Annotated in this window: 21 protein-coding genes; 6 read left to right on the top strand and 15 right to left on the bottom strand. The window is 73.3% G+C overall.

The genetic code is table 11. The features are described from left to right. Positions 1-19: 19 nt before the first annotated feature. The 3 genes from ABD901_RS50150 to ABD901_RS50140 all read right to left on the bottom strand — a co-directional run bounded on the left by ABD901_RS50150 (position 20) and on the right by ABD901_RS50140 (position 3,977). Entirely contained in the window at positions 20-1,282 is a 1,263-nt protein-coding gene (locus ABD901_RS50150; RefSeq protein ID WP_345140511.1) for a hypothetical protein, read from the bottom strand. Then, a complete protein-coding gene (locus ABD901_RS50145; RefSeq protein WP_380134784.1) occupies positions 1,275-1,802 on the bottom strand; it encodes a SigE family RNA polymerase sigma factor in 528 nt (175 codons plus the stop codon). Before ABD901_RS50145 ends, ABD901_RS50150 begins: the two co-directional genes overlap by 8 nt. A gap of 108 nt (positions 1,803-1,910) precedes the next feature. After that, positions 1,911-3,977, bottom strand: a complete 2,067-nt coding sequence (locus ABD901_RS50140) for an Hsp70 family protein (protein ID WP_345140510.1) — start codon at positions 3,975-3,977, stop codon at positions 1,911-1,913. 140 nt (positions 3,978-4,117) lie between these two features. On the opposite strand from ABD901_RS50140, the gene ABD901_RS50135 reads away from it, so the two are divergent. Beyond that, the gene (locus ABD901_RS50135; RefSeq protein ID WP_345140508.1) at positions 4,118-4,783 is read left to right on the top strand and encodes a maleylpyruvate isomerase family mycothiol-dependent enzyme; all 666 of its coding nucleotides are present in this window, start codon (positions 4,118-4,120) and stop codon (positions 4,781-4,783) included. On the opposite strand, the gene ABD901_RS50130 is transcribed toward ABD901_RS50135, so the two are convergent. Further along, positions 4,784-5,227, bottom strand: a complete 444-nt coding sequence (locus ABD901_RS50130; protein WP_345140505.1) for a VOC family protein — start codon at positions 5,225-5,227, stop codon at positions 4,784-4,786. Between the two features lie 62 nt (positions 5,228-5,289). On the opposite strand from ABD901_RS50130, the gene ABD901_RS50125 reads away from it, so the two are divergent. After that, complete coding sequence (locus ABD901_RS50125; RefSeq protein ID WP_345140502.1) at positions 5,290-6,309, top strand: helix-turn-helix transcriptional regulator; 1,020 nt, start codon at positions 5,290-5,292, stop codon at positions 6,307-6,309. On the opposite strand, the gene ABD901_RS50120 is transcribed toward ABD901_RS50125, so the two are convergent. From ABD901_RS50120 to ABD901_RS50100, 5 genes are all read right to left on the bottom strand, one after another. Further along, positions 6,193-7,779 carry a VWA domain-containing protein gene (locus tag ABD901_RS50120; RefSeq protein ID WP_345140499.1) on the bottom strand — a complete coding sequence of 529 codons (1,587 nt, stop codon included), beginning with the start codon at positions 7,777-7,779 and terminating at the stop codon, positions 6,193-6,195. The genes ABD901_RS50125 and ABD901_RS50120 overlap by 117 nt on opposite strands. 11 nt (positions 7,780-7,790) lie before the next feature. Further along, entirely contained in the window at positions 7,791-8,843 is a 1,053-nt protein-coding gene (locus tag ABD901_RS50115; protein ID WP_345140496.1) for a hypothetical protein, read from the bottom strand. After that, entirely contained in the window at positions 8,840-13,081 is a 4,242-nt protein-coding gene (locus ABD901_RS50110; protein ID WP_345140494.1) for a hypothetical protein, read from the bottom strand. Before ABD901_RS50110 ends, ABD901_RS50115 begins: the two co-directional genes overlap by 4 nt. Beyond that, positions 13,074-14,537 (bottom strand): lipase/acyltransferase domain-containing protein, encoded by a 1,464-nt coding sequence (locus ABD901_RS50105; RefSeq protein WP_345140489.1) that lies wholly within the window; start codon positions 14,535-14,537, stop codon positions 13,074-13,076. Before ABD901_RS50105 ends, ABD901_RS50110 begins: the two co-directional genes overlap by 8 nt. Before the next feature lie 163 nt (positions 14,538-14,700). After that, positions 14,701-15,603 (bottom strand): pyridoxal-phosphate dependent enzyme, encoded by a 903-nt coding sequence (locus ABD901_RS50100; RefSeq protein WP_345140486.1) that lies wholly within the window; start codon positions 15,601-15,603, stop codon positions 14,701-14,703. An 87-nt stretch (positions 15,604-15,690) separates the two neighbouring features. Here ABD901_RS50100 and ABD901_RS50095 point away from each other — a divergent pair, with 87 nt between their 5' ends. Then, positions 15,691-16,242, top strand: coding sequence for a hypothetical protein (locus ABD901_RS50095; protein ID WP_345140483.1), 552 nt, complete (start codon positions 15,691-15,693; stop codon positions 16,240-16,242). Here ABD901_RS50095 and ABD901_RS50090 read toward each other — a convergent pair. Together ABD901_RS50090 and ABD901_RS50085 are read right to left on the bottom strand one after the other, a co-directional pair. After that, a complete protein-coding gene (locus ABD901_RS50090; RefSeq protein ID WP_345140481.1) occupies positions 16,227-17,516 on the bottom strand; it encodes an NsdA family TPR-like regulatory protein in 1,290 nt (429 codons plus the stop codon). The genes ABD901_RS50095 and ABD901_RS50090 overlap by 16 nt on opposite strands. Positions 17,517-17,691: 175 nt before the next feature. Further along, positions 17,692-18,738: a hypothetical protein gene (locus ABD901_RS50085; protein ID WP_345140478.1), complete on the bottom strand. Its 1,047-nt coding sequence runs from the start codon at positions 18,736-18,738 to the stop codon at positions 17,692-17,694. Positions 18,739-18,860: 122 nt separating this feature from the next. Here ABD901_RS50085 and ABD901_RS50080 point away from each other — a divergent pair, with 122 nt between their 5' ends. Beyond that, the gene (locus tag ABD901_RS50080) at positions 18,861-19,163 is read left to right on the top strand and encodes an ArsR/SmtB family transcription factor (RefSeq protein WP_345140475.1); all 303 of its coding nucleotides are present in this window, start codon (positions 18,861-18,863) and stop codon (positions 19,161-19,163) included. A gap of 3 nt (positions 19,164-19,166) precedes the next feature. Further along, a complete protein-coding gene (locus tag ABD901_RS50075; protein ID WP_345140464.1) occupies positions 19,167-19,652 on the top strand; it encodes a YbaK/EbsC family protein in 486 nt (161 codons plus the stop codon). On the opposite strand, the gene ABD901_RS50070 is transcribed toward ABD901_RS50075, so the two are convergent. From ABD901_RS50070 to ABD901_RS50055, 4 genes are read right to left on the bottom strand one after another with little or no spacing between them, the layout of a single operon-like run. Beyond that, positions 19,653-21,143, bottom strand: coding sequence for a dolichyl-phosphate-mannose--protein mannosyltransferase (locus tag ABD901_RS50070; RefSeq protein ID WP_345140461.1), 1,491 nt, complete (start codon positions 21,141-21,143; stop codon positions 19,653-19,655). 30 nt (positions 21,144-21,173) lie between these two features. Continuing rightward, positions 21,174-21,944: a FadR/GntR family transcriptional regulator gene (locus ABD901_RS50065; RefSeq protein ID WP_345140456.1), complete on the bottom strand. Its 771-nt coding sequence runs from the start codon at positions 21,942-21,944 to the stop codon at positions 21,174-21,176. A gap of 22 nt (positions 21,945-21,966) precedes the next feature. Then, on the bottom strand, positions 21,967-23,217 hold the full coding sequence (locus tag ABD901_RS50060) for an amidohydrolase family protein (RefSeq protein WP_345140453.1): 1,251 nt from the start codon (positions 23,215-23,217) through the stop codon (positions 21,967-21,969). A gap of 15 nt (positions 23,218-23,232) precedes the next feature. After that, entirely contained in the window at positions 23,233-23,970 is a 738-nt protein-coding gene (locus ABD901_RS50055; RefSeq protein ID WP_345140450.1) for a class II aldolase/adducin family protein, read from the bottom strand. A gap of 195 nt (positions 23,971-24,165) precedes the next feature. Here ABD901_RS50055 and ABD901_RS50050 point away from each other — a divergent pair, with 195 nt between their 5' ends. Beyond that, on the top strand, positions 24,166-24,828 hold the full coding sequence (locus ABD901_RS50050; RefSeq protein WP_345140447.1) for a hypothetical protein: 663 nt from the start codon (positions 24,166-24,168) through the stop codon (positions 24,826-24,828). Positions 24,829-25,145 lie beyond the last annotated feature (317 nt).

The following is a 25,145-nucleotide window of genomic DNA, read 5'->3' as shown; positions in this document are numbered from 1 at the left end:
GCCGTCGCCGTTCGCGCCGTCAGTTCTTCGACATCGGTGGCAGGTCGTACGTGCCGACCCGCTGGTCGCCGAACAGCATCATCGCGAGGCCGGTCGGGTCCTGCCCGCCGGCGGCGTACGCGTCCGCCTGCTCCTGCGTCCAGTCGTACCGCAGCGTGAACGTCTTCGACGCCCCCGGCGCGAGCGTGCCGGCCGAGCACAGGTTCATCCGGTCGCCGCCGCCCGTCTCGGTGCGCACGACCGGGCAGTCGCCCTGCGGCGCCGTCATCCAACTCAGCAGGACCCGCACGGAGACGTCGGCGACCGGGGCGCTGCCGGTGTTGCGGACGGTCACCGTCAGCGCGCCGTGGTGGGACGAGCCGGAGGCCGGCAGGGCCCGGAGGGTGCTGGCCACCGTGACGCCGCGGTCCGGTGACGTGAACGACGTCGAGCCGCCGACCTGCTTGAACTTGTCGCCGCCCCACTGGTAGATGCGCCACTGCATCGTGACGGTGATCGGGTGCATCCCGCCGCCGACCCGGTCGCTCACGCGCAGCCACAGCTCGCCCGAGCCGTCGGCGCCGAGGTCCTCCACCCACTGGATCGCGCCGGGCGCTTCGGAGTACGACGGGAAGCCGTCGACCGCCCGGATGTCCGCGCCGACGCGGTCGAACACGACCAGCGCGGCGGTGCCCGGGTTGCTGCCGCCGCAGTAGTACAGCCCGACCGTCTCGGGCCGTCCGTCGCCGATGCTGCCGAGGTCGGCCTGCAGGGTCCGGAGCAGCTGCACGTTGCCGCTCCTGCCGTCCTTGAAGGTCAGGTTTCCGGTGGGACAGGGGCCGATCTGGTCTTCGGCGGGCAACGTGAATGTCAGGTTGCACAGGTCGGCGGCGCTGACCAGGCCGCCCGTGGCCGGGTGGGCGCAGTCGACGGCCGTCGAGGCGATCGGCGGGCCGCCGGCCGCCGAGGGCGGCGTGGTGTCGGTGTTGCGCGGTGACTCCGGCGGCGACTGCTGGATCACCACCGACGGCGACGGCGACCCGGGCGGCGGGCTGAGCTGGACCGACGCCGAGCCGCCGGGCAGTGGCGGGCCGTCGGCGCCGCGGTCGCGGGCGGCGAAGGCGGCGACCGGCGCGATGACGGCGATCACCGCCACCGCCGATGCGACGGTGACGCGCACGGTCCGGCGGTGGCGCACCGTGCGGCGCACCGGGTCCATCCCGGCGAGCTTGACGTGGGGCGCGGCGGCGGCGCTGAAGCCGGCGAACGCCGCGTCGAGCAGGTTGTCGTAGTCGTCAGCCATGGTTGTCCTCCCGTACGTCGGCGAGCTCGGCGGCGAGGGCGGCGCGCCCGCGGTGCAGCCAGACGCGCACCGTGCCCTCCGCGGCGGCGAGCTGCTGGGCGATCTCCGCGACCGACAGGTCGGCGAGGTGGCGCAGGACCACCGCCGTGCGCTGGTTGGGCGGCAGCTTGGCCAGCGCCGCGGCGAGGGCGACGCGGTCCGGGCTCGGCCCGGCGACGTGCTCCTCGCGCTGGCGGCGGGCGAAGTCCAGCGCCGCCCGGCTGCGCCGCCAGCGGCTGGTGGCAAGGTTCCAGGCGACCCGGCGCACCCACGCCGCCGGGTCGTCGTACGTGCGCAGCCGCTCCCAGCGCGGCAGCGCCCGGCAGAACGCCTCCTGGACCAGGTCCTGGGCGGCGCCCAGGTCGCCGGTGTAGGCGTAGAGCTGTAGCACCAGGCCGCGCGCGTGCGCGGCGTAGAACTCGTCGATGTCCTGGCTCGCCGGAGGCGACGCGTCCAAGGCCTCGGTGTGCAATGGGTTCACACCGTTCCTCCCCCTCGTGACACGGCCGGCATCCGTCCGGCCCGATGCCAACGACACGCTTCGCCGGGCCGGGGAGTTACAGGCGAGTTTCTGCCGGAATCACGACAGTCAGCGGGCCATGCCGGGCGCCGTCTTCGCGAAGGTGTTCTTGGCGGCCGTGATGAGACGGTCGCGCGCGTCGTTCTTCTGCTTCTGCGTCCACTGCACGCCGTCGTTGCGCTGGGCGAGGAAGTACAGCCGCAGCTGCAGGTTGCTGTCGCGCACCGACAGGTCGAGCTTCAGCGTGCCCTTCTGCTGGTCGTTATCGCTCGGCGTCTCGTAGACGATGGCCTCCTCGCCGAGGCCGGGCACGGGGCTGTTGGGGCCGGCGAGCTTCGCGGTCTCGGTCTCCTGCGCCTGGCCGGTGACCGCCGTGGAGACGTCCTTGTAGGCGAGCACCTGGACCATCAGGCTCATCGTCTGCGCCTCGGGCTTGCCGACGTTGTGCGCGCGGCTGTACGAGCAGCTGCTGTTGTTGACGACCGCGCCGGGCGAGCGGACCGGGTACTCCTTGGCGAGCTCGCCCTCGAAGAGGTCGTACAGCGGCGTCGGGTCGGACGCGTTGCACTGGTTCTCCGGCACCTTGTCCAGGTCGTACTTCGCGTTGCCCGGCGCCTGTCCCCCGGCCGAGGCGCGTGCGCCGCTGCCGCCGGTGGCCGTCGGACTCGTGTCCGGCCGGTCGCCGAACAGCAGGACGGCCCCGGCCACGCCGCCGCCGAGCACCAGCACGCCGACGAGGGCGAGCACGACGATCAGCGCCGGTGCGAGGCCCCTGCGAGGCGCCGCGGGCGGCGTCGCGGCGGGCGGGCGGGGGAACATCGGCGGCGCGACCGCCGGAACGGCCGGCGACACGGGCGCGGGCGCGTAGGCGGGCGTGGACACCGGCGCGGGCGCGTAAGCGGGCGTGGACACCGGCGCCGGCGCGTAAGCGGGCGTGGACACCGGCGCCGGCGCGTAAGCGGGGGTGGACACCGGCGCGGGCGCGTAGGCGGGTGTGGACGTCGCGGCGAAGGTCTGCGTCGACGGGTACGGCACGGTCGACACCGGTGCGGCCGGACCCGGCACCGCCGAGACGGGCACGGCGACAGGCGCGGTGGCGTTGGGCACGCGGTTGACGTGGAGCGCGCCCTCGGCGACGACCAGCTCCGGCTGCTCGGCGACGACCGGCGCGATGCCGAGGGCCTCGTGCAGCAGCGTGGCGACGAGGGGGATGCGGCTGGAGCCGCCGACAAGGAACAGCCCGGCGATCGCGGCGGTGCCGACGCCGGACTCGTTGACCAGGGCGCGGGTCATCGAGATCGTGGAGCGCAGCACCGGGCGGGCGAGGCCCTCGAGCTGCTCGCGGCCCAGCGGCACCTCCTTGCCCAGCGCCGGGACCATGACGACGGTGCCGCTGGCGCGCGAGAGCATCTCCTTGGCCGAGCGAACGTCGTCCCACAGCTGGCGGCGGGTCGCCGGCGACGTCCACAGCTCGCCGTAGGTGGCCTGCAGGAAGGCGATGACGGCGGCGTCGACGTCGAGGCCGCCGACGTCGTTGAGCCCGTCGGAGGCGACCTGCTCGAAGCCGGTCGGCGTGCGCCGCAGCAGCGTCACGTCGCAGGTGCCGGCGCCCAGGTCGTACACGAGCACGCACGACCCGGCCGGCAGCGCGCCGCCGCGGGTGTGCGCGAAGTAGGTGGCCGCGGCGGTGGGCTCGCCGACGAGCTCGATGTTGACGAACCCGGCCTGGCGGGCCGCCTCGACGAGCACGGCGCGGCGGCCCTGGCCCCAGTTGGCGGGGTGGGTGAGCGCGACGTCGCGGACCGGCCCGGCGACCCGGCCGGCCTCGCGGGCGACCCGGCCGAGGACGGCGGCGACGAGCTCGCGCACGCCGACCTCGCCGTCGCCGAGCAGCACCGCGGTGTCGTCGATGCGCCGCTTCGGGTTCGGTTCGAGCCGCTCGGGTGCGCTGCGGGCCAGGTGCGCGGCGTCGCGGCCGGTGTGCAGCTGCCCGTCGGGGCCGAGCAGGACGGCGGAGGACAGCAGCGGCGAGCCGTCGAAGAGCAGCGGCTGCACGCGCGCGTCGGGCCGCTGGAGCATCGCGATGGTCGTGGAGGTGCCGAAGTCGATCCCGAGGCGCAGGCGCGCAGCTGTCATGGTCGGCGAGGATAACAGGCAGCCACCTGCCGTTATGCCAGGAATCGGCGCCCGTTCGCGCCGAATCGGAGCAACACCTCCGGTACCACAGGAGGCACTACGCTTGTAGTCGATCTCACTACGAATGTAGTCTCAGAGGCATGCCGACCACGCTTCTGTCGCCCGACCGGCTCTGGCCGGTCGTCGCCGAGCAGCGCACCGCCGTTGCGGACCTGCTCGCCACGCTCACCCCCGACGAGTGGCGCGGCCCGACGCTGTGTACACAGTGGACGGTGCGCGAGGTCGTCGCCCACCTGACGCTGCAACAGATGCGCCTCGGCGAACTCCTCGACGGCCTGCCCACGATGCTGCGCGCCGGCCGCGACCTCGACCGTGGCATCCGCGACCTGGCCGCCCGGCGCGCGGCGAGGTCGACCGACGCGCAGCTGCTCGAGCTGCTGCGCGCCTCGATCGACTCGCGCCGGACCAACCCCAGCGTCACCGCGATGGAGTCGCTCACCGACACCATGGTGCACGCCCAGGACATCGCCATCCCGCTCGGCCGCGACCTGCCGATGCCGCCCGACGCCGCCGCGGCCGCCGCCACCCGGATGTGGACGATGCGCTGGCCGCGCCCGTTCCCGATCAAGCGCACGCTGTCGGGCTTCGGCCTGCGCGCCGCCGACGCCGAGTGGCGGGCCGGCGAGGGCCCGGCGGTCGAGGGCCCGATGTCGGCGCTGCTGATGCTCAGCACCGGCCGGCTCATCGCACTCGACCGCCTGTCCGGCCCCGGCCTGCCCTCGCTGAGCTCCGCCGTCGGCCGGTAACTAGTCCAGGCAGAACTCATTGCCCTCGGGGTCGGCCATCACGATGTGCCCGGCCGCGAACGGCGGCGCCGGCTCGTAGCGCGCAAGGCGGGTGGCGCCGAGCGCACCGAGCCGCTCCGCCTCCGCTTCGAGGGCCGCCATCCGCGCGTCCCCCGCGAGGCCGGGAGCGGCCCGCACGTCCGGGTGCAGGCGGTTCTTGACCTGCTTGCCCTCCGGCACCCGCTGGAAGAACAGCCGCGGCCCGACGCCGCCGGGGTCGACCACCGCCGATGCATCGTTCCAGCGTTCGCGCGGCACGTTCCAGGCCTCGAGGGCCTCCTCCCAGGTCGAGAACCCCGCGGGCGGGTCCTGCACCCGGTAGCCGAGCACCTGCGCCCAGAACTCGGCCAGCGCCCCCGGGTCGGCACAGTCGAACGTGAACTGAACTTCGCGGCGATCCGTCATGCCCCCAGTCTGCCGGGGATAGCGGACAGATTCCTTCCGTATTGGATGGCAGGATCGATCCCGTGACCGTCGAGGGGACCACCGAACGGGTGCTGCGGCTGCTCGGCCTGCTGCAGCGCCGCTCGTCCTGGACCGCCACCGAGCTCGCCGCCGAGCTGCGCGTCACCGACCGCTCGGTGCGCCGCGACGTGGAGCGGCTGCGCGCGCTCGGCTACCCGGTGCACGCGACGGCGGGCGTCGGCGGCGGCTACCGCCTGGGCGCCGGCACCCGCCTGCCGCCCCTGCTGCTCGACGACGAGGAGGCGATCGCGACCGCGGTCTCGCTGCGCCTGGCCTCGGCCGGCACGGTCGCCGGCGCCGGCGAGGCCGCGCTGCGCGCCCTGGCGAAGCTCGACCAGGTGATGCCGCCGCGCCTGCGCGCCGAGGTCCGCGCCGTGCACGGCGCCACCGACACGCTCGTCGACCCGGGCGCCGAGATCGACGCCGACCTGCTCGTCACTCTGGCCCGCGCCTGCCGCGACGCGGTCCGGGTCCGCTTCCGCTACGCCACCCGCGACGGCGGCGAGCGCGAGCGCACCACCGAGCCGGTCCGGATGGTCACCACGGGCCGCCGCTGGTACCTCATGGCCTGGGACGTCGACCGGGACGACTGGCGCACGTTCCGCCTGGACCGCATGCACGAGGTGACGGCGACCGACTGGCACTTCCGCCCGCGCGAGCACCCGGACCCGGCCGGTTACGTGCAGCGCTCGGTCGCCGAGGCGCCGTACCGCCACATCGCCCGCCTCCAGGTCCACGCCACCGAACAGTGGGTCCGCGAGATGGTCCCCCCGCAGGTGGGCCGGGTCGAGAGCGCCGGCACCGACGGCTGGTGCCTGCTCGTCCTGGGCGCCGACCACCTGGACTGGCTGGCGGTGTACGTGGCCCGCCTGGGCGCCGAGGTCCGCATCGTGGAGCCCCCGGAGCTACAAGAAGCCGTCGCTCGCCTCGCGGCCCGCCTGTCCGTCATCGCGACCGCTCCCGTACGCCGGCGCCCGCAGCTCGGGGATGTGTTCGAACACCAGGCCGGAGATGAGGACTGAGCCGCCCTGCGACACCTCGCTGGTCGAGTCGCGACCGTGCCGGGTGCATCGGATGACGATCCGCACCGGGCCGTCGATCCGTTCGCGCCCGCGCGTGCGCCGGCCCCGCAGGTCGATCTTCGCGTCGAAGCTCGGCAACTCCATGCGCATGCGGCGGCCGGAGAGCGGCAGCGGGAACCTCCGGGTGTCGTCCAGCGCGCTGATCGTGATGTCGCCGGCCGGCATGCGCGGATTCCGTGCCCTCCAGCGCACGGCGAGGAGCGTCGCCGCCAGGACGGCCACCAACGACAACCAGATGACGAGCGTCACCGTGGCTCCGCGCGCGAGCACCTCGACCGACACCGGTTCGTCGAACGACCGCACCGCCGGCCTGACCTTGAGGTCGAGCCGGGGCCGGAGGGCGTCCTGCCACGGCGAGGTCACGGTGCCGCTCAGCCCGAGCCGGACGTCTTCGCGGACGGCGCGCGTGAACGGCAGAAACGGCCGGCCGCCCGACAGGCCGTGCAGCGTGATGTCGAACTGCCGTCGCGCGCCCGGTGCGAGTTCGATGGTCGCCGGCAGGTCGGCCTCCACCGACGCCGCTGGGTCGGTGTGCACCGCGAGTCCCGTAACGGTGAGCGGCACGTGTGTCGTGTCGGATCGAAGGGTGAGCCGCAGCCGGTCGGTGCCGATGCTCTCCCAGTCGGCGGACACACCGCCGAAGGTGTCCCCGGCCAGCGCCGCCCCGGCCGCGTCCAGCCGCGCGTCGGTCTTGCTCCGGTCGAGGTAGCCCGGCAGGTCCGGCAGCTGCGCCGGGTTGATGACGACCGTGTTCGGCAGCACCGACCGCAGGGCCTGCTCGCCGCCGCGACCGTTCGCGACCAGCGGTACCGCGTATCCGCCGATCCAGGACTTCTGCAGCGCGGCGGCCCGGCTGCGCAGGCCGAGCCACGCGGGCCCGGACGGGTCGACGTACGGCGAACCGGCCGGCGGCGCGTTCGTGCCGTCGGTCACCAGCACCGCCGCGGCGACGGGCGCGGCTCCCGCCCGTCCGAACTCGCGCAACGCGGCCTCGATGGCCGCGCCGAAGTCGGTGGCGCCGCCGGCCGGCACAGCGGGCAGCGCGCCGACGATGGCCTCGGGGGATTTCGCGGGACCCAGGTACCGCGGGGTGACCGCCGAGTCGAACGTGTAGAGCGCCACGTAGTCGCGGGGCGAGAGGTCGGCGATCAGGGCCCGGACGTCGGCGCGGGCCGCCTCGTAGCCGGCGGCGTTCATCGACGCCGACGTGTCGACCAGGATCACGTAGTCGGCCGGGACGTCGTCGAGACCGAGCGACCGCAGGATGTCCGTCGGCGTCGGCGGTTCGGCGTGCGCCGCGGGCGCGGCCGGTGCGAGCACGCTCAGGGCGGCGGCCGCGACGCACGCCGCCAGCCGGGCGGTCAGGCGCCGGCGACCGCGCCGGGACCGGTTGGGCGGGGAGGTGATCACGCGCCGGCTCCTCAGTTCCTGGCGTCGCGGCCGAGGCGGCCGCGGATGCCGCGTTCGAGAGTGACGAGTGGTTCGATGACGTTGATCGGGCGCGCCAGGCCACGGACCCTCGGCCGGCCCTCGACGTGCTCGATGTTGATGAAGTCGCGGAAGTCGAAGGTATCCGACCAGTTCAGGTGGAAGCCGATCGCCGAAGTCGCGAAGTAGGACACCCGCTCCGCCAGGAAGAACGTGCGCAGGGCCTCGCGCACCAGCGGCGCACCGCTGTGGCGGTGGTTCTGGCAGGTCCAGTCGAAGTACGCCTGCGCGTGCGTGTCGGGAACCTTCGGCAGCCGGCCGCCGTCGGCGTCCTGCGTCACGAAGCCCGCCCGCACCGCGTTGTTGAAGATCACGGGATCGTCGAACTTCGTCACGCAGACCGCGACGTGCTGGGGCAGCCGGCCCCGCTCGAGCTTCCCGACGGCGGCGGTTCTTGCCACCAGCATCTGCAGTACCCCATAGAAATACTGGAAGTTGTCCGTCGCCGCGTCGCCCGCGAGCGGGTCGAACAGGTAGAGAATCCCGTTGGCCTCGGCCAGAAAGTCGACGACGTCCGGTGCGACGCGGTTCTGGGAGTAGGCGACGCCGGGGGCGTCCTGGATCTCCAGGACGAACTCGGACTCGCGCCGGCGCGGTCGGCGGCGCAATAACGACGGCCCGCGACCCGGCTCGATCGTCTCGCCGTGGAACGACCACGCCAACCGCGCGGGAGCGAGCGTCGCGTTCGGGAACTGCCGCTGGCGCGTCAGCGTGTCGACGCCGTCGAGCAGGAAGCGGGTCGCCTCCTCGGTGGTCCCCGACACCCGCCACGTGCCGTAGGTCGCGGGATCGTTGGCCACCGCGATCGGCAACGCCGCCAGGAACGTCGTCTTGCCCGAGGCGGTGCCGCCCCAGATCCCGATACGCACCGACGGGAGCCGGGCACCGGCCGACGGCGGCATGACCGGTGCCGGTATGGGCACGGGAGTCGGCCCGCCAGCCGGTTCGTGCGGCGCGTCGGTCTCGCGCGGGTCGGGGCTGTTCACGGTCCACCTTCCGGATATGGCGGGAGCAGGGCGTCGCGGCCGAGCAGGATCAGGCCGTCCGCGGTGCCGAGGGCGATGCTCGACGATCCGGCGCTGATGCCGTAGATGGGGGTGCCGATCGGGACGCTGTGCCGCACGGCGCCGGCGGCGGGGTCCCAGATGCGCAGCGTCCCGGCCTCGTCGCCGGTCGCCAGCAGCCATCGCCCCGGCCCGGCGCCGATCGCGGTCATCGCCCAGACCCGGCCTTCGTGCCCGCCGAGCGCGGCGCCGACGGGCCGCCGCGCGGCGAGGTCCCACAGCTCGACCGTGCCGCCGGCGCCGCCGACCGCGAGCAGTGGGTGGGCGCGGGCTCCGGCCAGCGGGGCCAGCGCGGTGACGAACCGGGTGCCGCACCGCAGCGTGACCTCCGCCGGCCAGCGCCGCAGGGGGTCCCACAGGCGGACGGCGCCGTCCCAGCCGCCGATGGCCAGCCGCGAGCGGCGGCCGGGCAGTGCGGTGAGCGCGAGCAGACCGCCGAGGTCCGCGGCCGGGCGCCGCTCCACCCGCCGCCCGGTGTCGAGGTCCCAGACGTGAACCGCGCCGTTGGCCGCGCCGGCCGCGAGCAGCCGCCGGCCGCGCCGGTCCGGCACCGGCGCGAGCGCGATCACCGGTCCGGCGTGGCCGAGCAGTTCCTCGCCGGCCGCGTCGCCGGTATCCGGTTCCCACAGCCGCACGGCGCCGTCCTCGCCGCCGGTCGCCAGCAGCGCGTTGCCCGCCGCGTCGGCGACGGTCGCGAGCGCGTTGATCCGGCCGTACCGGCCGGCGAGCTCGACCGGCGCCGGCCCGGACGGATCCCACAGCCGCACCCGGCCGTCGCTGCCCCCGCCGGCCAGCCGGACCGCGCCGGCGCGGTCGACGACCGGCGCGAGGCTGACCACGCCCGCTTCCGGCCGCCCGGCGGTGTCGCCGTCCTCGTCGAACGGATCCCAGATCCGCACGGTGCGATCGTGTCCCCCGGTGGCCAGCAGCGGCGAGCCGTGCGGCCCGGGCACGACGGCCGCCGCGAGCACGCCGTCGGTGTGGCCGGCGAGGACCGCGAGCGGCCGCCCCGGTCCCAGCGGCTCCCACACGAGCACAGTGCGGTCGTCGCCGGCCGTCGCCAGGCGCGTCGCCCCGTCGGCGTGGGCGGCGACGACGGCCCAGATCCTCCGCGTGTGCCCCACCAGAGGCGCGCCGGCGGGCGCGCCGGTCACCGGATCCCACAGCTGTACCACACCGTCGTCGGTCCCGGCCGCGAGCAGCGCCCGGCCGGTCGGGCCGTCGGTGAAGCCGGCGAGGGCGGTCACCGCGCGGCCGTGGCCGGCGATCGCGGCGCCGGCGGTGGCGCCGGTGTACGGATCCCAGGCGCGCAGCCCGCCTTCGCTGTCGCCGGCGACGATCACGTCGGCGCCGTCGGGGGCGGTGAACGTCGCCATCGCCGACACCGGCCCCGGCAGGCCGGTCAGCGGCGGGCCGACGGGGTCGCCGGTGTCCAGGCTCCACACCCAGACGGTGCCGCCATCCGTGCCCGCCGCGACCAGGGTGTCCCCCGCCCGGCCGCGCAGCGCGGCGATCGACCAGACCGGCCGGGTGTTGCCGATGAACGGCGCAGCCGCCGACTCGCCGGTCGTCGGGTCGACGATGCGGATCGTGCCGTCGAGGCTCCCGGTGAGCAGCGTTGCGCGACCGTCGTCGTGGGCGACGGTCGCCATGGCGCGCACGGCGTCGCGATGGCCGGCGATGGGCGCCCCGATCGGGCGTCCGACGAGCGGGTCCCAGATCTGCACCGAGCCGTCCGCCCCGCCCACGGCCAGCAGCGCCGACCCGTCCGCGCCGCGCAACGCGGCCAGCGAGCACGCGGCGCTCGCCGCGCCGCTCAGGGTGTGGTGCAGTGCCTGCCGGACCAGCCAGGCCGCCTGCAGCGTCCAGTGGCCGTTCTCGCCGGGATGCGGCGGATCGTCGAACCGGCTCCGGCCGGTGTGCCGCGCGACGGCGAGCCGGCGCAGGCCGCGCCGGTCGTGGACGGCGGCGCCGACGAGGCGGTGCCGGGCGCCGATCACGCCGGCGATCTCGGCGGGTACCTTCGGCCGGCCGAACGCGTAGCGAACGGCGTCGGCGCCGAGCGCCTGCTGGTCCAGCGCGTCGAGGACCGCCGGGCGCTCGGCCAGCATGGCCCAGCCGACCGGGCCGGCCAGCGCCGCGTGCTCCGACAGGTGCCGGACCACGTACGGGTTGAGCTGAGCGCCGTCCGCGGCGTCGGTGAGCAGCGCCGCGAGGATCCGGGCGTGCCGGCGGGCGATGGTCGCCTCGTCGTCGGCCGCGGTCACCTCCTCCTGGAATGTGCGGTGGGCGAGGCGGTAGACCGTCTGGCCGTCCTGCAGGTCCACCATGAGGTACGGCATGGCCCTCGCCCGCAACAAGGCGATCGCGTCGCCGTTCAACGGGCCGGGAGCGGTGCCCGGCGACAGCGCCCGCGCGATCGTCGTCCAGACGCCGTCCGCGATCGGCGCCCCGCGCCCGCGGGCGTAGGCCAGGGCGTGTATGAGGGCGTGGAAGCGGGGGTCGGCCTCCTCGATGCGCCGGGCCGCCGTGGCGAACAGCGAGCGGTGGTCGCCCTCCAGCAGGGTGCGCAGCCGGTCCGCGGCGAGCAGGGCGGGGCGCTCGATGACCTCGTGGACGGCGAGCCGGGCGAAGAGGAAGTCCCGGTCGGCGCCGACGAGCAGCGCGACGTCGTCGAAGGTCGCCGGGTCGACGCCCGCGAGCTCGCCCCGGTCGTACGCGTACGCCAGCCGGCGAGTCACGTACCGCGACACCGCGGCGGGGTCGCCGCCGACGTCGACCAGATCGGCCGGTGCGACGTCGAACGCGTCGAGGATGTCCTGCTCGGACGGCTGCGGAAGGCCGAGCCCGTCGGCCGTGGACCGGCGCGTGCCGACGACCAGGCGCACCCGGGGCAGGCCCGCGAGGCGGCGCAGCACCAGGTCCGCGATCACGAGCGGCTGCCGGGCCTCGTCGAGCGCGTCCACGATGACGGTGAACGCTCCCGGCCGGCCGGCCATCGCCTCGAGCAGCCACGCCGACAGCTCGTTGACGCTGTCGACGGCCGGCACCGGCCCGAGCGCGGCGGCGGTGGCGATCGCCGCGATGGCGTCGGCCGGCGTCGAGCCGGTCAGCAGCAGCGCGGCGTCGAAGACCTCGTCGTCCGGCCGGAACTCGTCCGGCAGCACGGTGAGCAGCCCCAGCCGCGACAGCGTCGCCCGCAGCGCCGGGCGGGACTGGACCAGCAGGTGACCGAGGATCGCCGACTTGCCGCAGCCCGGGGGGCCGGTCACGACCAGCATGCCCGCGCCGCGCTCGCGCAGCCAGCGGATGATCGCGCGCTGCTCCGCCTCGCGCCCCTCGAAGAACCATGGGTACTCGGTGTTGTCGTCGCTGCGCGCCTTGGGGATGAAGTGCGTGCGCTCCTCGGGCGTCAGCCGGGCGAGCACCCGCCGCATCTCGTCGGCGATGTCGAACGGGGTGAGCGTGCGCAGCGCGGGGCGCCGGCGCACGAGCGCCGCGTCGCCGATGCCGAGGTCGATCGCCTGGCCGTCGAGCAGCGTCCGCTGCAGCTCGCGGCCCAACGCCGGCAGCGGGATCTCGTCGACGGCCGCGAACGTATGGTCGAGGCAGTGCTCGAGGTTGGTGGAGAAGTCACCGATCCACGCGGCGCCCTCGCCGGAGGCGCTGACGAGCAGCGCACGCCGACCGCCGAACTGATCGAAGAACATCGCCCCCGCGAGCAGTTCGGCATAGCGTTTCGACTGGCAGGCGTCGATCACGACGAGCGTCCAGCCCTGTTCGGACCCGGCGTTGCGCCGGTTCAGCGCGGCGGCGAGCTGGTCCGGGCTGATGCCCAGGATCTGCATGTTCCGCGGGGTTCGCGCCGTGGCGAGGGCGGCCTCCCTGCCGTTGGACCACCCGTGGCCGACCCAGTACAGCACGCTGTGGTGGATCTCCTCGCCGCTCGACCAGGCGTGCAGCCTCTTGTTGATCGCGTCGGCGCCGCGCTCGGGCATCGGCGTGTCCCAATGGTCCCGGACCGCGCCGAACGCGGACAGCGCACGCGCCACCCGGCCCACCTCCCGCTCGACCGGCAGCGACTCGTAGCCGGCGTCGTCGTAGTGGCCGATCGCGATCGGCACGAACCGGACCGGCGGCGAGGCGGCGGCCTCAGTCATCGGCGCCGTCGGCGTCGGCGGAGATGCCCACGACCAGCTGGCTGACCGGCGAGTACCCGGAGCCCGCCACCTGCAGCCGGAAGATGCCCGGCTCGGGCAGCCGCGCCAGCGCATGCACGACCCCGTCGCGCCGCTCCAGCTTCGCCGACGCGACCGGCTGCTTCGTGACGGGGTCGACGATGGTGCACGTGGCGTCGGCGGGATGCTCCAGCCCCGTCACGACGGCCGACCACGGCTCGCCGGCGACGACGGGATGGTCCGGCGCGTCCAGGCCGATGCGCCCGGCCGCGAGCGTTGGCCCGAGGTGATCGCGGTCGGGCTCGCGCGCGATGTGGACGGCGTGCCGGACGACGTCGGAGGCCCGGGCCAGGCCGCCGTGCTGCTGGGGCAGGTAGGTCGCCTCGGCGCCGGGCAGCTGCGCGGCGCCGAGGGGCACGGTGCCGTCGCCCTGGCGGTCGCGCCGGCGCATCCGCCCGTCGGCGTCGTGGTAGCACTCCAGCGGCGACAGCTCGACGGTGCCGCCGGCGATCCGCAGGTTCGTCGCCGTCGGCTGGTCCGAGCCGATCACCGGCCGGTGGCCGGCGGGCGTGACCCGGGCCAGGCGCCTGTGGAACGCCGCGGCCGCCGCCGCGAGCTCGGGATCGCCGCCGATCGCCGCGACGTCGTCGGCGGTGAGACCCCGCACGCCGGTGCCCTCGTCGACGCACTGGTAGGTCGGCAGGAGGTCGTACACGCCGGGCAACGTGCGGCTCAGGGCGCGCATGCCCCGGTCCGGGCGCCGGCGCAGCAGCGCCGAGGCCGGCCGGGTGGCCGGCAGCGGCACCGGGGAGTCGCCGGAGGCGAGCATCGCCACGGCGCGCACGGCGCCGTAGAAGGGGGTGCCGAGCGTGATGCCGGCTCGGATCTCGTCGGCCACGCCGGCGATGAGCGACAGGCAGCGCACCAGCAGCCCGCCCATCGAGTGCGCGATGAGGACCAGCCGCGCCGGCCGGCCGGCCGGATCGAGCCGGCGCGCCGCGTCGTGGACGGGATGGCGCCGCCACCGCTCCAGATGCGCCATCGCGGCCTCCGCCAGGCGGGCCGCGTTGTGCTCGACGGGCAGGCGCCAGTCGTAGGGGAACTCGGCGAGTGCCGCCGGGTGGGGTACCACCTTGTGCAGCGCGTCGAGGAGGTCGGTGTAGGGCTCCTGCCCGCGCAGCACCGGCAGCCACACCGGCGCCCGCAGCAGCCGCGTGGCGGCGATCCGGCCGTAGCGACCCGCCCGCTCGTCGTCGTCGAGGTGCAGGCGGCGCAGGTTCGAAGCGGTGAGCCAGCCCCGGGCGAACACGCTCGGGTGCAGACCCCACAGCACGTCACCGGTGGCGGTGTCGACGAGCTCGCTACCCAGGATGCCCGGGACAACGATGATCGCGTCCTGGTTGACCCATTGATCACCGGGGGCGCCGTCGATGGGCATGCCGGGAGACTATCTGCCCGGTGATCGCCGAGGGGGCAGCTGATCAGCCGGGATGTCTCGTCCCTTTGTCGCCGGATACCGCAATGACGCATGTGGATGCCGCCGCGGATACTCGTGCGGCGGCGCGGTGATCACCGGGGCGGGCCCGCGCACGGCTGGGCTTTCACCTGATTCCGGAGACGACGATGCCGGAGCGCACCGATGGGGCGCGGGCGGACCGCGAGCGGTAGCCGGCGAAGGCCGCCGCCGGTCCCGGGCCGACCGCGACGCCGAGGTGCGCGAGCTCCTCCTGTGCCTGCAGCAGCTGGGCGTCGGACACCAGGACCACGTCGTCCAGGGCGTGCGCGGCGAGGTCGAGAATGATGGCGCCCGCCTCGAGGCCGCCGACCATGCAGTCGGCGATGGACTCACCGGTCGCCCGCTCGCCCGCTGACGGCGCCAGGTGCTCCCGCACCGGGCAGGAGACGGTCAGTTCCACGCCGATCAGTGCCGGGCGGCGGACCTTCGGCAGCAGCGACAGCGCGAGGCCCACGCCGGCCGCGAGACCGCCGCCGCCGATCGGGACGAAGATCTCGTCGAGGCGGCCGCACTGCTGCAGGAGCTCGAGGCCGAGGGTGGCGTTGCCGTAGATGAAGTCCCAGATGGTGGCGGACGAGCAGTAGAGCAGTTCGTGGGCTGCGGCGAACTCTCTGGCCGCGGCGCTGACGGTGGCGAAGTCGCCGCCGGCCGGCACGACCCGGGCGCCGCAGTCCAGCAGTCGGCGGATCTTGGATTCGTCCGCGTCGGCCGGCACGAATACGTAGGTCGGGGTCGTGTTCAGCGTCGCCAGCGCGCGGCCGGTGTTGCCCGACGATGCGCAGACGACTCCGCGGCATTGCTGCGACGGCGGCGCGGCGAACAGGAAGTTCGCCGCGCCGCGGGTCTTGAACGAGCCGCACACCTGGAGGTCCTCGCGCTTGACGAGGGCGCCGCCGGCCGCGACGACCGGGGTTCGGACAATGGTGCCGGCCACTCGGCGCCAGGCGTGCCTGATTGCCGCGACATGGTCGCCTTTGGTGCGCGGCATCGTCTCACCTCGCCGGCAACGGACGCTTGCTCCGCATTGACGGCGAACAGTAACGTACCGAGACGTCGATCTGGTGGAGGGGAAGCCTTGAAGCTCGCCGACTGGCTGCAGATTATTTCACTTCTGGCCGTTGTCGTCGCCCTCCTTCTCAACTACCGGCAGGCGCGGGAAACGGCCAAGCAGGCCACCGAGGCGTCGAAGCAGGTGACGGTCTCCACCACGATGATGCGCCAGGACGCCTATCGGCAGATGACCAACTACGGTGCCAACTTCAACGCGATCCTCTTTCAGTCCGGCGACGACCTGCTGCACTGGTTCCTGGCGTCCAGGGGCATTCCGACCGGCACGCACGAGCAGAACCTGCGCCACATGTTCATGTTCGTGAGGATGGACGTCCACGAGTCGGTCTACCTGTCGCACAAGGAGGACTTCCTCGAGGACTCGGCCTGGGAGGCGTGGCGGCAGGTGCTGCTGGCCGACGCCGCGACGGCGGAGTTCCGCGCGGTCTGGCGGGCGGCTTCCCTGCACTACGTCGGCGACTTCCGGTCCTATGTGGACTCCATCGTGGCCGAGACCATCGCCGAGCCCGCTATCGAGACCGCCGCCGCCACGCGCGCACCGGCTCAGCGCGGGAACTGAGGCAGCGAGGCCTGCGAGAAGTCCTCGATCTCCTCCTGCAGGTCGCGCGCGGCGGAGGTGTCGAACCGGTTCAGACCCCGGTGTACCAGATGCATGGTTTGCACGAGGTCGTGGATCCGGCTCTCCGGCGGCAGCGCGAACACGGGCGCCAGCGAGTCCGCCACCCCATCGAGCTCGCCGCGCGAGGCCCGGGCCAGGGCCAGGGCGATCCGCGAGTCGGCCTCACAGGTGAAGTCGAACGTCGGGTCCTGCGGGTCGCGGTACGCCTCGATGGCCTCGACCGCGAACCGCTCGGCGTCCGCCGACTCCTCCGGCAGGCTCGCCAGCGTGCGCCCGGCGTAGTACAGCTGGCGGGGCCGGCCGAACGTGCACAGGCCGCCGAGGGCGTCGAGGTCGTCCGGGCGGGCGCGCTCGGCCGCCGCGTCGGCCTCGTGCAGCAGCTCCTTCGCCTGCTCGGCGTTGCCGAGCGCCGCCCACGCGCGGGCATGCCCGGCGTACAGCCAGGTCGAGGCCGAGCTGGACGCCGAGACGGCCGACTGGGTGCCGAGCTCGGCGTAGCGCAGCGCCTCGCGGGGCCGGTCCGCCCAGTAGCAGATGAACGACTGCAGCGCCCGGATCCAGGCGCGCAGGCCCGGGTGGTCGGTGTACTCGGCCCACAGCAACGCCGCCCGGGCGTGTGTCAGCGCCAGCTCCGGCTTGGCGATGTCGTTGCCCGCGTACGCGAGCAGCCCGGCCGTGACGGCGGCCATGAAGTACAGCCGCCGCGCGTTGGCCGGGGTCTGCCGCCGGTCGAGCAGCGACAGGATCGTCGCCTGGGTGTTCACGAGGCGCCCGAGGATCGTCGGCAGCGGCCGGACCGGGTACAGCGATGCGAGCTCGACCACCTCGTCGTGCAGCCGTTCGATCGCCTCGCCGCTCATCGGCAGGTCACGATTGAATGCGAACTCGTGTGACTGCTCGGCAGCCATTTCCAGCATCTCCGTCTCTGACTTGGAGGTCGCGCTCCGCCCGCCCCCGCCTTCCCACGGGCGCAGCAGCTCGTCGACCGGAATCGCGAACATCGCGTTGAGCACGCGACGGGTCGAGGGAGTCGTGCCCGACCGTTCCCCGGACGCGAGCCTGCGCAGGTGGCGCGGGCTGATGGTGACCCCGCGCTCCCCGAGGCCGCGGGCCAGCCGCTCGAACTCGGCGGCGACCTCCTCGTAGGTCCGGTCCTGCTGTCGCAGCAGGTGTTCGAGCACCGTCCGCGGTCCCTGGGCGCTGTTACCTGCCATCCGAACCTCCGACGTCGACCACGAATCCCATGATGCGAACCCTCGGGGCCGCTGGAAAGCCCCGGTCCTCACATGGTCCTACGGCGGTCCACACCCGGTCCAGCCATCGACGAAGGCCAGTTAGCGTCGGCGACGTGGTGCCAGACGGAGAACAGCAGCGCCGCGTCACACCCGCCTACTCCTCGCCGCCCCCGGCCGGGATCGGTCGTGACGGGGGCCGGTAGCCGTTGGACACATAGGTGCGCGACAGCGGCTCCGGGATCGTGAAGTAGGCGGCGACCACGGACGCCGGGTCGGTGGCGAGCTCGCCGCGGCCGGGGCGGTCGTCGTGGTCGTCCCAGGCCCAGGGGGCGTGCGCGGCGTCGAGCTTGCAGCGGAAGGTGCCGTTTCCGCAACCATCACGAACACCTTGCGGCGCGTCGCTGGCGAAGGTGCCGGGGGCGGCTAACAGGTCAGGGTCCGCGCGGCGGGTCCACAGGCCGTCCGGGCCGAAAAGATCGACGATTCGGTACCCGACGTCGCGATCGCCCGGGCCCCGCGGCACGCCGGCCTCGGCCGCCGGGTAGTACACGACACCGCGGGAGCCGCCCGAGTACGCCTTCAGGGCGTGGCCGTGCGCCTCCTGCGCGGTGACCGGGTGGGCGCGGCCGTCGCGGGGCGAGACCTGCATGGGCAGGGTGCCGTCCACGGTCTCACCGCCGGTGGACCAGGGGCTGCCGAGCGGGACGTAGGAGTAGAAGTCGCCGTGCGCGACGGTGATCGCGGCGCGCACTCGGCCGTACGGGGTGCCGTCCTTCTCCACGGCCAGCAGCAGGCCTTCGGCGTCGTTCTCGTGCTCGGAGTCGAAGAAGGGGCGGTTCGTCCAGTCGCGGGCGTGGAAGAACATGTACACCACGAACCAGTGCGTCGGCGTCTCCACCACGGAGGCGTAGGCGTACGCCGCGGCCGGGTAACGCTCCGCGTGCTCCCAGTTGTCGCGAGCGTCCCAGTTGCCGTCGAAGTCCACCCGGGTGATCTCGTCGGCGCGGCCGCCGGCCGAGTGCGGGCCGTGCGGGTCGACGGACTGGTGGTGGATCGGTGCCCAGCGCTCGGCGAGCGACTCGTCGCCGGCCGGGCCCCCGTCGACCCCCGCCGCCGGTGTCGGGAGGGTCGGCGCCACGACGCCGGTCCCGGCCAGCAGGGCACCCACGAACACCGACTTGAGCAGTCGCCCGCGCAGCATCTCTCCAGGCTGCCGGGGGTGAGAAGGGCCGCCAGTGGGGCTAACACCCGAGTTCCCACGGGGGCGGGCCGCATCTCACCCCGCCTTGACAGGGCAATTAGGGACTTGGCAAACTCCCTAATGTGCTCGACGTCGAGGTGCTCAAGGCCCTGGGCAACGACCGGCGGCTGGCCATCCTCGGGTGGCTGCGGGACCCGGTCGCTCACTTCCCGGCGCAGCGGGACGGGGACCTGGTCGAGGACGGGGTCTGCTCGGTGTACATCGCCGAGAAGCTCGGGGTGAGCGCGCCGACGGCCAGCGAGCACCTGCGGCTGCTCACCGCGACCGGGCTGCTGCGCGCGAAACGGATCAAGCAGTGGACGTTCTACCGCCGCGACGAGCAGCGCATCGCGGCGGTCCAGCGAATGCTCGGCGGAGGGTGGTGACCGGTGGACGCCGGTAACGCATATGAGCGGTTGATGGGCGTGCTGGACGAGGCCGGGGCGCGGTACCGCGTCATCGACCACGCCCCCGAGGGCCGCACCGACGAGGTGAGCGCGCTGCGCGGCCACGCGACGGCCAGCGCCGCCAAGTGCCTCGTGGTGATGGTGAAGCTGGACAAGCGCACCAGCCGCTACTACCTCGCCGTCGTGCCCGGCGACGCCCGCGTCGACCTGCAGGCGCTCAAGTCGCTCGCCGGCGGCACGTACGTCGCCTTCGCCTCCACCGACAAGGCCGAGACCCTGGCGGGCAGCGTCAGCGGCACCATCCTGCCGTTCAGCTTCCACCCCGACCTGACGCTCGTCGCCGACCCGGCCCTGCTGAAGCACCCGGAGATCTACTTCAACGCCGCCCGCCTCGACCGCTCCCTGGCACTGTCCACGGAGGACTACACGCGGCTGGCCGAGCCGCTGCTGCACCCCATCACCGCGTAGTCAGATCCAGCGGCCGCCGAGCCACATGCGGCCGAGCCACTGGGCGTACGTGATGTGGCCGCCCGTGTAGATGGGGTAGAAGTAGGCGAAGCAGGCGGCGACGAGCAGCATGTAGATGCCGGCGATCCACGAGCCGACCAGGCGGCGGTCGCTGCCGGGGCGCCGCGGCGGGCCGATGATCGCGCCGAGCACGTAGACGACCGCGAGGACCAGGAACGGCTCGGCGGGTAGGGCGTAGAAGTAGTACATCGTGCGGTGCGCCGGCATCGACTCGAACCACGGCAGGATGCCGGCCAGCGCGCACGCCATGAACAGCCAGGCGCGGCCGTCGCGGCGGGCGATCGCCAGCCAGCCGAGTGCCGCCAGCGCGGGCAGGAACGACCACCACAGCAGCGGCGTGCCGAGCAGCAGGACCGTCGAGGCGCAGCTGCTCCCGTCGCACGCGACGTTGCTTTCGTATGCGAACAGGACCGGGCGGCCCAGCAGGAGCCACTGCCAGGGCCACGACTGGTAGCGGTGCGGTGTGTCGAGGGTGCTGTGGAAGTGGTACGCCTCCTGGTGGTAGTGCAGCAGGTTCACCAGCGGGTCGACGAGGCGGTCGTGCGGCAGGCCGTGCGACTGGGCGTACCAATGCCGGAAATAGCCGTCGTCGGAGGCGAACCAGCCGGTCCAGGCGCTCACATAGGTGACGAGGGCGATGCCGGCGATGGCGAGGGCCCAGCCCGCCGCCGGGGCGAGGCTGTCGGCGATCCAGTGCCGGGCGCCGGCGCTGCGGCGCGCGCTCATGTCGAAGACGGCGACGAGGGTCGCGAACAGCACGAGGTACCACAGGCCGCTCCACTTGACCGCGCAGGCGCAACCGAGCGCGACCGCGCACGCGATGCGGTACCACGGCACGCCCAGCCGCGCCCGCCGGTTCGGCTTCCCGCCCGCCTCCAGCAGTGCCAGCCAGCGCGCGCGGCGCTGCTCCCGGTCGAGGACCAGCAGCAGGAACGCCACGACGATCCAGAACATGAGGAACACGTCGAGCAGCGCGGCCCGCGACAGCACCAGGTGCATGCCGTCCATCGCCATCAGCAGGCCCGCGGCGGCGGCGAGGATCGGGGAGCGCAGCAGCCGCCACGTCGCCATCATGATCAGCAGGATCGAGGCGGTGCCGGCGAGGACGGCCATGATGCGCCAGCCGAAGGCGTTGTACCCGAACACCTGCTCGCCCACGGCGATCATCCACTTGCCCAGCGGCGGGTGCACGACGTACTCCGGCGTGCCCTGCTCCGGCACCCACTCGACGCCGCGCTGCAACAGGTCCTGCGCCTCGTTGGCGTAGTAGACCTCGTCGAACATGACCTCGCGCGGCCGGCCCAGGTTGAGCAGCCGCAGCACCAGCGCCACGCCCGTCACGAGGAGCGCGGCCCACCAGAACGCCGCCGGATACCGCCCGGGCCCCGCGAGCCGCCGCCGCACGACGGCCGGCACCACCCCCGTGTCCATTCGGACGATCCTAGACGCCGACCCGCACGGCTAGTCGAAATCCTGCGGAGGCTGCATGAGCTCCCGCAGCCGGCCCAGGTCGATCGCCGGGTCCCCGGCCGGCTTCGGGTTGCGCTGCGCCGCGGCCAGGTGCGCCGCGACCAGGCGGTGCACGGCCTCGGCCTCCCCGGCCTCGATGTGCGCGAGGATCCGGCCGTGCTCCTCGCCCGCCGCCTTTCTTTGCCGCAGTGGTACCCCATGAGGCTCGGTCCGGCTCGCCCAGCCCTCCTCGTGACTCGACCACAGCGCTTCGAGGGCGCCGGCGAGCACGATGAGGGGCGGGTTGCCGCACAGGCTCACGAGGGCCTCGTGGAAGCGGCGCGACACGGCGACGGCGCTGGGCAGGTCGGCGATGCTGTCGAGGTACTCCTCGTGCAGCTCGCGCAGCCGCGGTACCACGGCACGGGCCCGGTCCCGGCGGCTGGCGCACAGCGCGGCGCAGGCCGGCTCGACGTGGCGCAGCGCCGCCGCCACGTCGCCGATGCCGGCCTGCTGCGCGGCCAGGACCAGCCCGAGGTTGTACCCCAGGTTCGCCGGGGACGGCCGGTGCACGATCGCACCGCCGAGCCGTCCCCGGCGCACCGTGATGAGCCCCTCCGCCTCCAGGATGCGCATCGCCTCGCGGAACGTGGGCATGCTGACCGGGTAGCGGCGGATCAGCTCCTCCGACTTCGGCAGCGGGTCGCCGTCGGCGAGCTCGCCGCGGATGATCCGCGCCCGGATGTGGTCGGCCACCTGCTCGGCGAGCCGATGGACTCGCACCTGTGGCTCCACCACCGCGAGACTAGTAGGCGTCGGGATTGTCCTGCACGGCGGCCGGCACCGGGTGCCGGTAGAGGTTGGCGGCGTTCTCCCACGTCATCTTGCGGATGTCGGCCGCCGGCAGCCCGCCGATCTCCTCCTCGATGACCCGCTGGGTGTGCGGCCACGTCGAGTCGCAGTGCGGGTAGTCCTGCTCGAGCAGGATGTGGTCGACGCCGATGACGTCGCGCAGCGCGAACGACGACGGGTCCTCGACGGCGCAGAAGTAGAAGTTGCGCAGCAGCACCTCGGCCGGGGTGAGCTCGATGCCCTTCCACGTGCCGTACATCTCGTGGTAGCTCAGCATGTGGTTGAGCCGGTCGACGAGGCCGGGCACCCAGCCGATCCCGCCCTCCGAGAGCACGATCTTGATGTCCGGGAAGCGGACCGGGATGCGCGAGTACAGCCAGTCGACGGCGGAGAACATGGAGTACCCGAAGAACAGCACCCCGACCACGTCCGGCGGCGCGTCCTCGGCGGTCGACGGCGACGTGCCCGACGACCCGATGTGGAGGTTCACGACGGTGCCGGTCTCGGCGCAGGCGCGCATGATGGGGTCCCAGTGCCCGGTGTGCAGCGACGGCATCCCGAGCATGTGCGGCGCCTCGGTGAACGTGACCGCCTTGAAGCCGCGCTCGGCGTTGCGGTAGATCTCCTGCGCGCCGACCTCGGGGTCGAGGAAGTAGGGCAGCTGGCAGGGGATCATCCGGTCCGGGTACGCACCGGACCACGCCTCGATGTTCCAGTCGTTCCACGCCCGCGTGGCGGCCAGCGCGAGCTCGGCGTCCTTTGTGGACAGCTGCAGCCGCTGCCCGGCGAAGCCCGGCAGGAACGATGGGAAGCACAGCGAGGCGTACACCCCGCTGAGGTCCATGTCCTTGATGCGCTCGTGGATGTCCCAGGAGCCGCGGCGCATGTCGTCGAAGCGGCTGGGTTCCATGCTGTACTCGTCGACGGGCCGCCCGACGACGGCGTTGAAGCCGACGTTCGGGAACTCGTTGCCGTCGTACATCCAGACGTGGCTACCGTCGCGCTCGACGACGCGCGGGGTCTGCTCGGCGTACTTGGCCGGCATGCGCCCCTCGAACGCGTCGGGCGGCTCGACGATGTGGTCGTCGACGGAGATGAAGGTGTACTTGCGCTCCTGCCGCGGCGGGTCGGGCAGGAACGTGACCTTGTTGCGGTCGGCGGTGGTGAAGGCGGTGTTGCGCAGCAGTTCGTCGATGGAAGCCATGGGGTGTCGCTCCAATCAGTCCAGTACTTCGGGCTCGCGGCGCAGCAGTGAACGCACCGCGCCGGCCCAGAACACATCGGTCCCGCGCTCCAACAGGGAGCGCTTCATGCCGTGGCGCAGCCCTGGTGCGATCGCGAGGGGATCGCGCCCGAGCAGCATGACGTCGTAGGCGAGCCGGCAGACCCGGTCGATGCTCGCCGAGCGGTAGGTCGCCTCCTGGATCGTCGGCGCGGTGACGATGATCCCGTGGCTGGCGAGGATGACCACGGACTTGTCCCCGATGCGCCGCGCGAGGTCGGCCCCGAGCTCGGCGTCGTCGACCTCACCCGTGTACTCGTGCACGAACGCCAGGTCCCCGTCGAACATGGACCCGGTCTGGTGCACGATCTCGGGCAGCACCCCGACGGCGGCGAGCACGGTCACGTAGTACGGATGGTTGTGCACCACGACCCGCGCGTCGGGCCGCATGCGGTGCAGCTCGGTGTGGATGTGGAAGGCCGGCGTGACGTCCCACTGCCCGTCCACGACGGCCCCGTCCCGGTTGACGACGCAGAGGTCCGAGGCGCGCACCTCGTTCCACCACAACCCCCACGGGTTGATCCACATGTCCCCGTCGTCGTTCTTGACCATGGTGATGTGCCCAGCGATGTTCTCGCTGAACCCGTCGCGGGCCAGGATGCGAAACGCACAGGCGAGGGCCTGCGCATCGCTGAGCTCCACCCCGATCGGCGGCGTGATGCGGGGCGACCACACGGCCGCACCCCCTTGCCGAACCGCAGCCGTCACGTCACTCGCCCTCCACTCCCGAAGACCAAATCATTTAAAAGATTTACCAAGCAGCACCGCGAAAAGCAAGCAATCGCTTGGTTGGCTTCGGCGGTCCGGGGGGTGCCGAGGGCGACTACCGGCTCTGTCAGCGTCGGCGTCCTCGGGTGGATCATGTCCGGTGTGAGTTTTGACCTGTACGTCTGGCACGAACCCGACTCGATCACCGTCGGCGACGCCGAGACGAAGCTGGAGCGCCATCACGACGGCGAGCCGGCAGTGTTCGCGGCGGATCCGGCGGTCGGCCGGTGCTTCGACGCGCTCGTCGAGCGCTTCCCGCTGGAGGGCGACGACTCGGCGTGGAGCGTGCCGCCCGCCCGGTCCGAAACCCTGCTGGAGCTGTTCTGCGTGTCCCATCGCGGGCCCGAGATCGCCGACGTGCTGCGCGATCTCGCCGCCGAGCACGGCGTCGTCTGCTACGTGGTCTTCCCCCGCCGGCTGCAGCCCGACGGCCCGGGGTTCGCGCCGCGCTTCACGATGACGTCGGCGGCGCTGCGCAAGGTGTACGACCCCGACGCGGACGAGGTGCGGCGGCAGGTCACGCGGGTCGGGCGCGGCAACGAGTTCACGATCCTGGAGCGGGCGGACGGGCGGTTCGCGCAGGTCGGCTACGGCGACTTCGTCAGCGTGCCGCCCGGTACGTACGCGCTGGAGTACCGCGAGGGCGACGATCAGCACCAGGCGAAGACCACCGACGTGGCGATGGCCGTCCGGTTCCTGCAGGAGTTCCTGGCCGGCGACGAGACCTGGAAGCGCCGGCACCTGTGGCGGCGGCTCGAGCTCTGAGGCCCGGGCCGCCGCACGGGTTCGCCCTAGGCCCTGTCCTGCCGATCATGCCTGCCTGCGCCGGGCCCAGATTCCGCCTGCGCACGTCCCGCGAAAGCCCGGTTACAACACCGGTAGCCTGGCTTCCGCGGGCCGCACGCAGACGAAATCTGGACCTCGTCTCGGCTCGACATGATCGGCAGGACAGGGCCTAGGGCCTGTCTCGTGGATCAGCGCGGCCTAGGATCTCACCAAAGGGTGCCGGCGGTGCGGATGGTGTCGAGCAGGACCCAGACGGCGTAGCTCGCCGTCAGCAGCGCGACGGCCGCCCCGGCGAA

It is taken from the genome of Dactylosporangium darangshiense (genome assembly GCF_039537565.1).
GTDB classification, from domain to species: domain Bacteria; phylum Actinomycetota; class Actinomycetes; order Mycobacteriales; family Micromonosporaceae; genus Dactylosporangium; species Dactylosporangium darangshiense.
The sequence above is the reverse complement of the archived record's forward strand: the minus strand, read 5'-3'. Positions and strand labels throughout refer to the sequence as shown.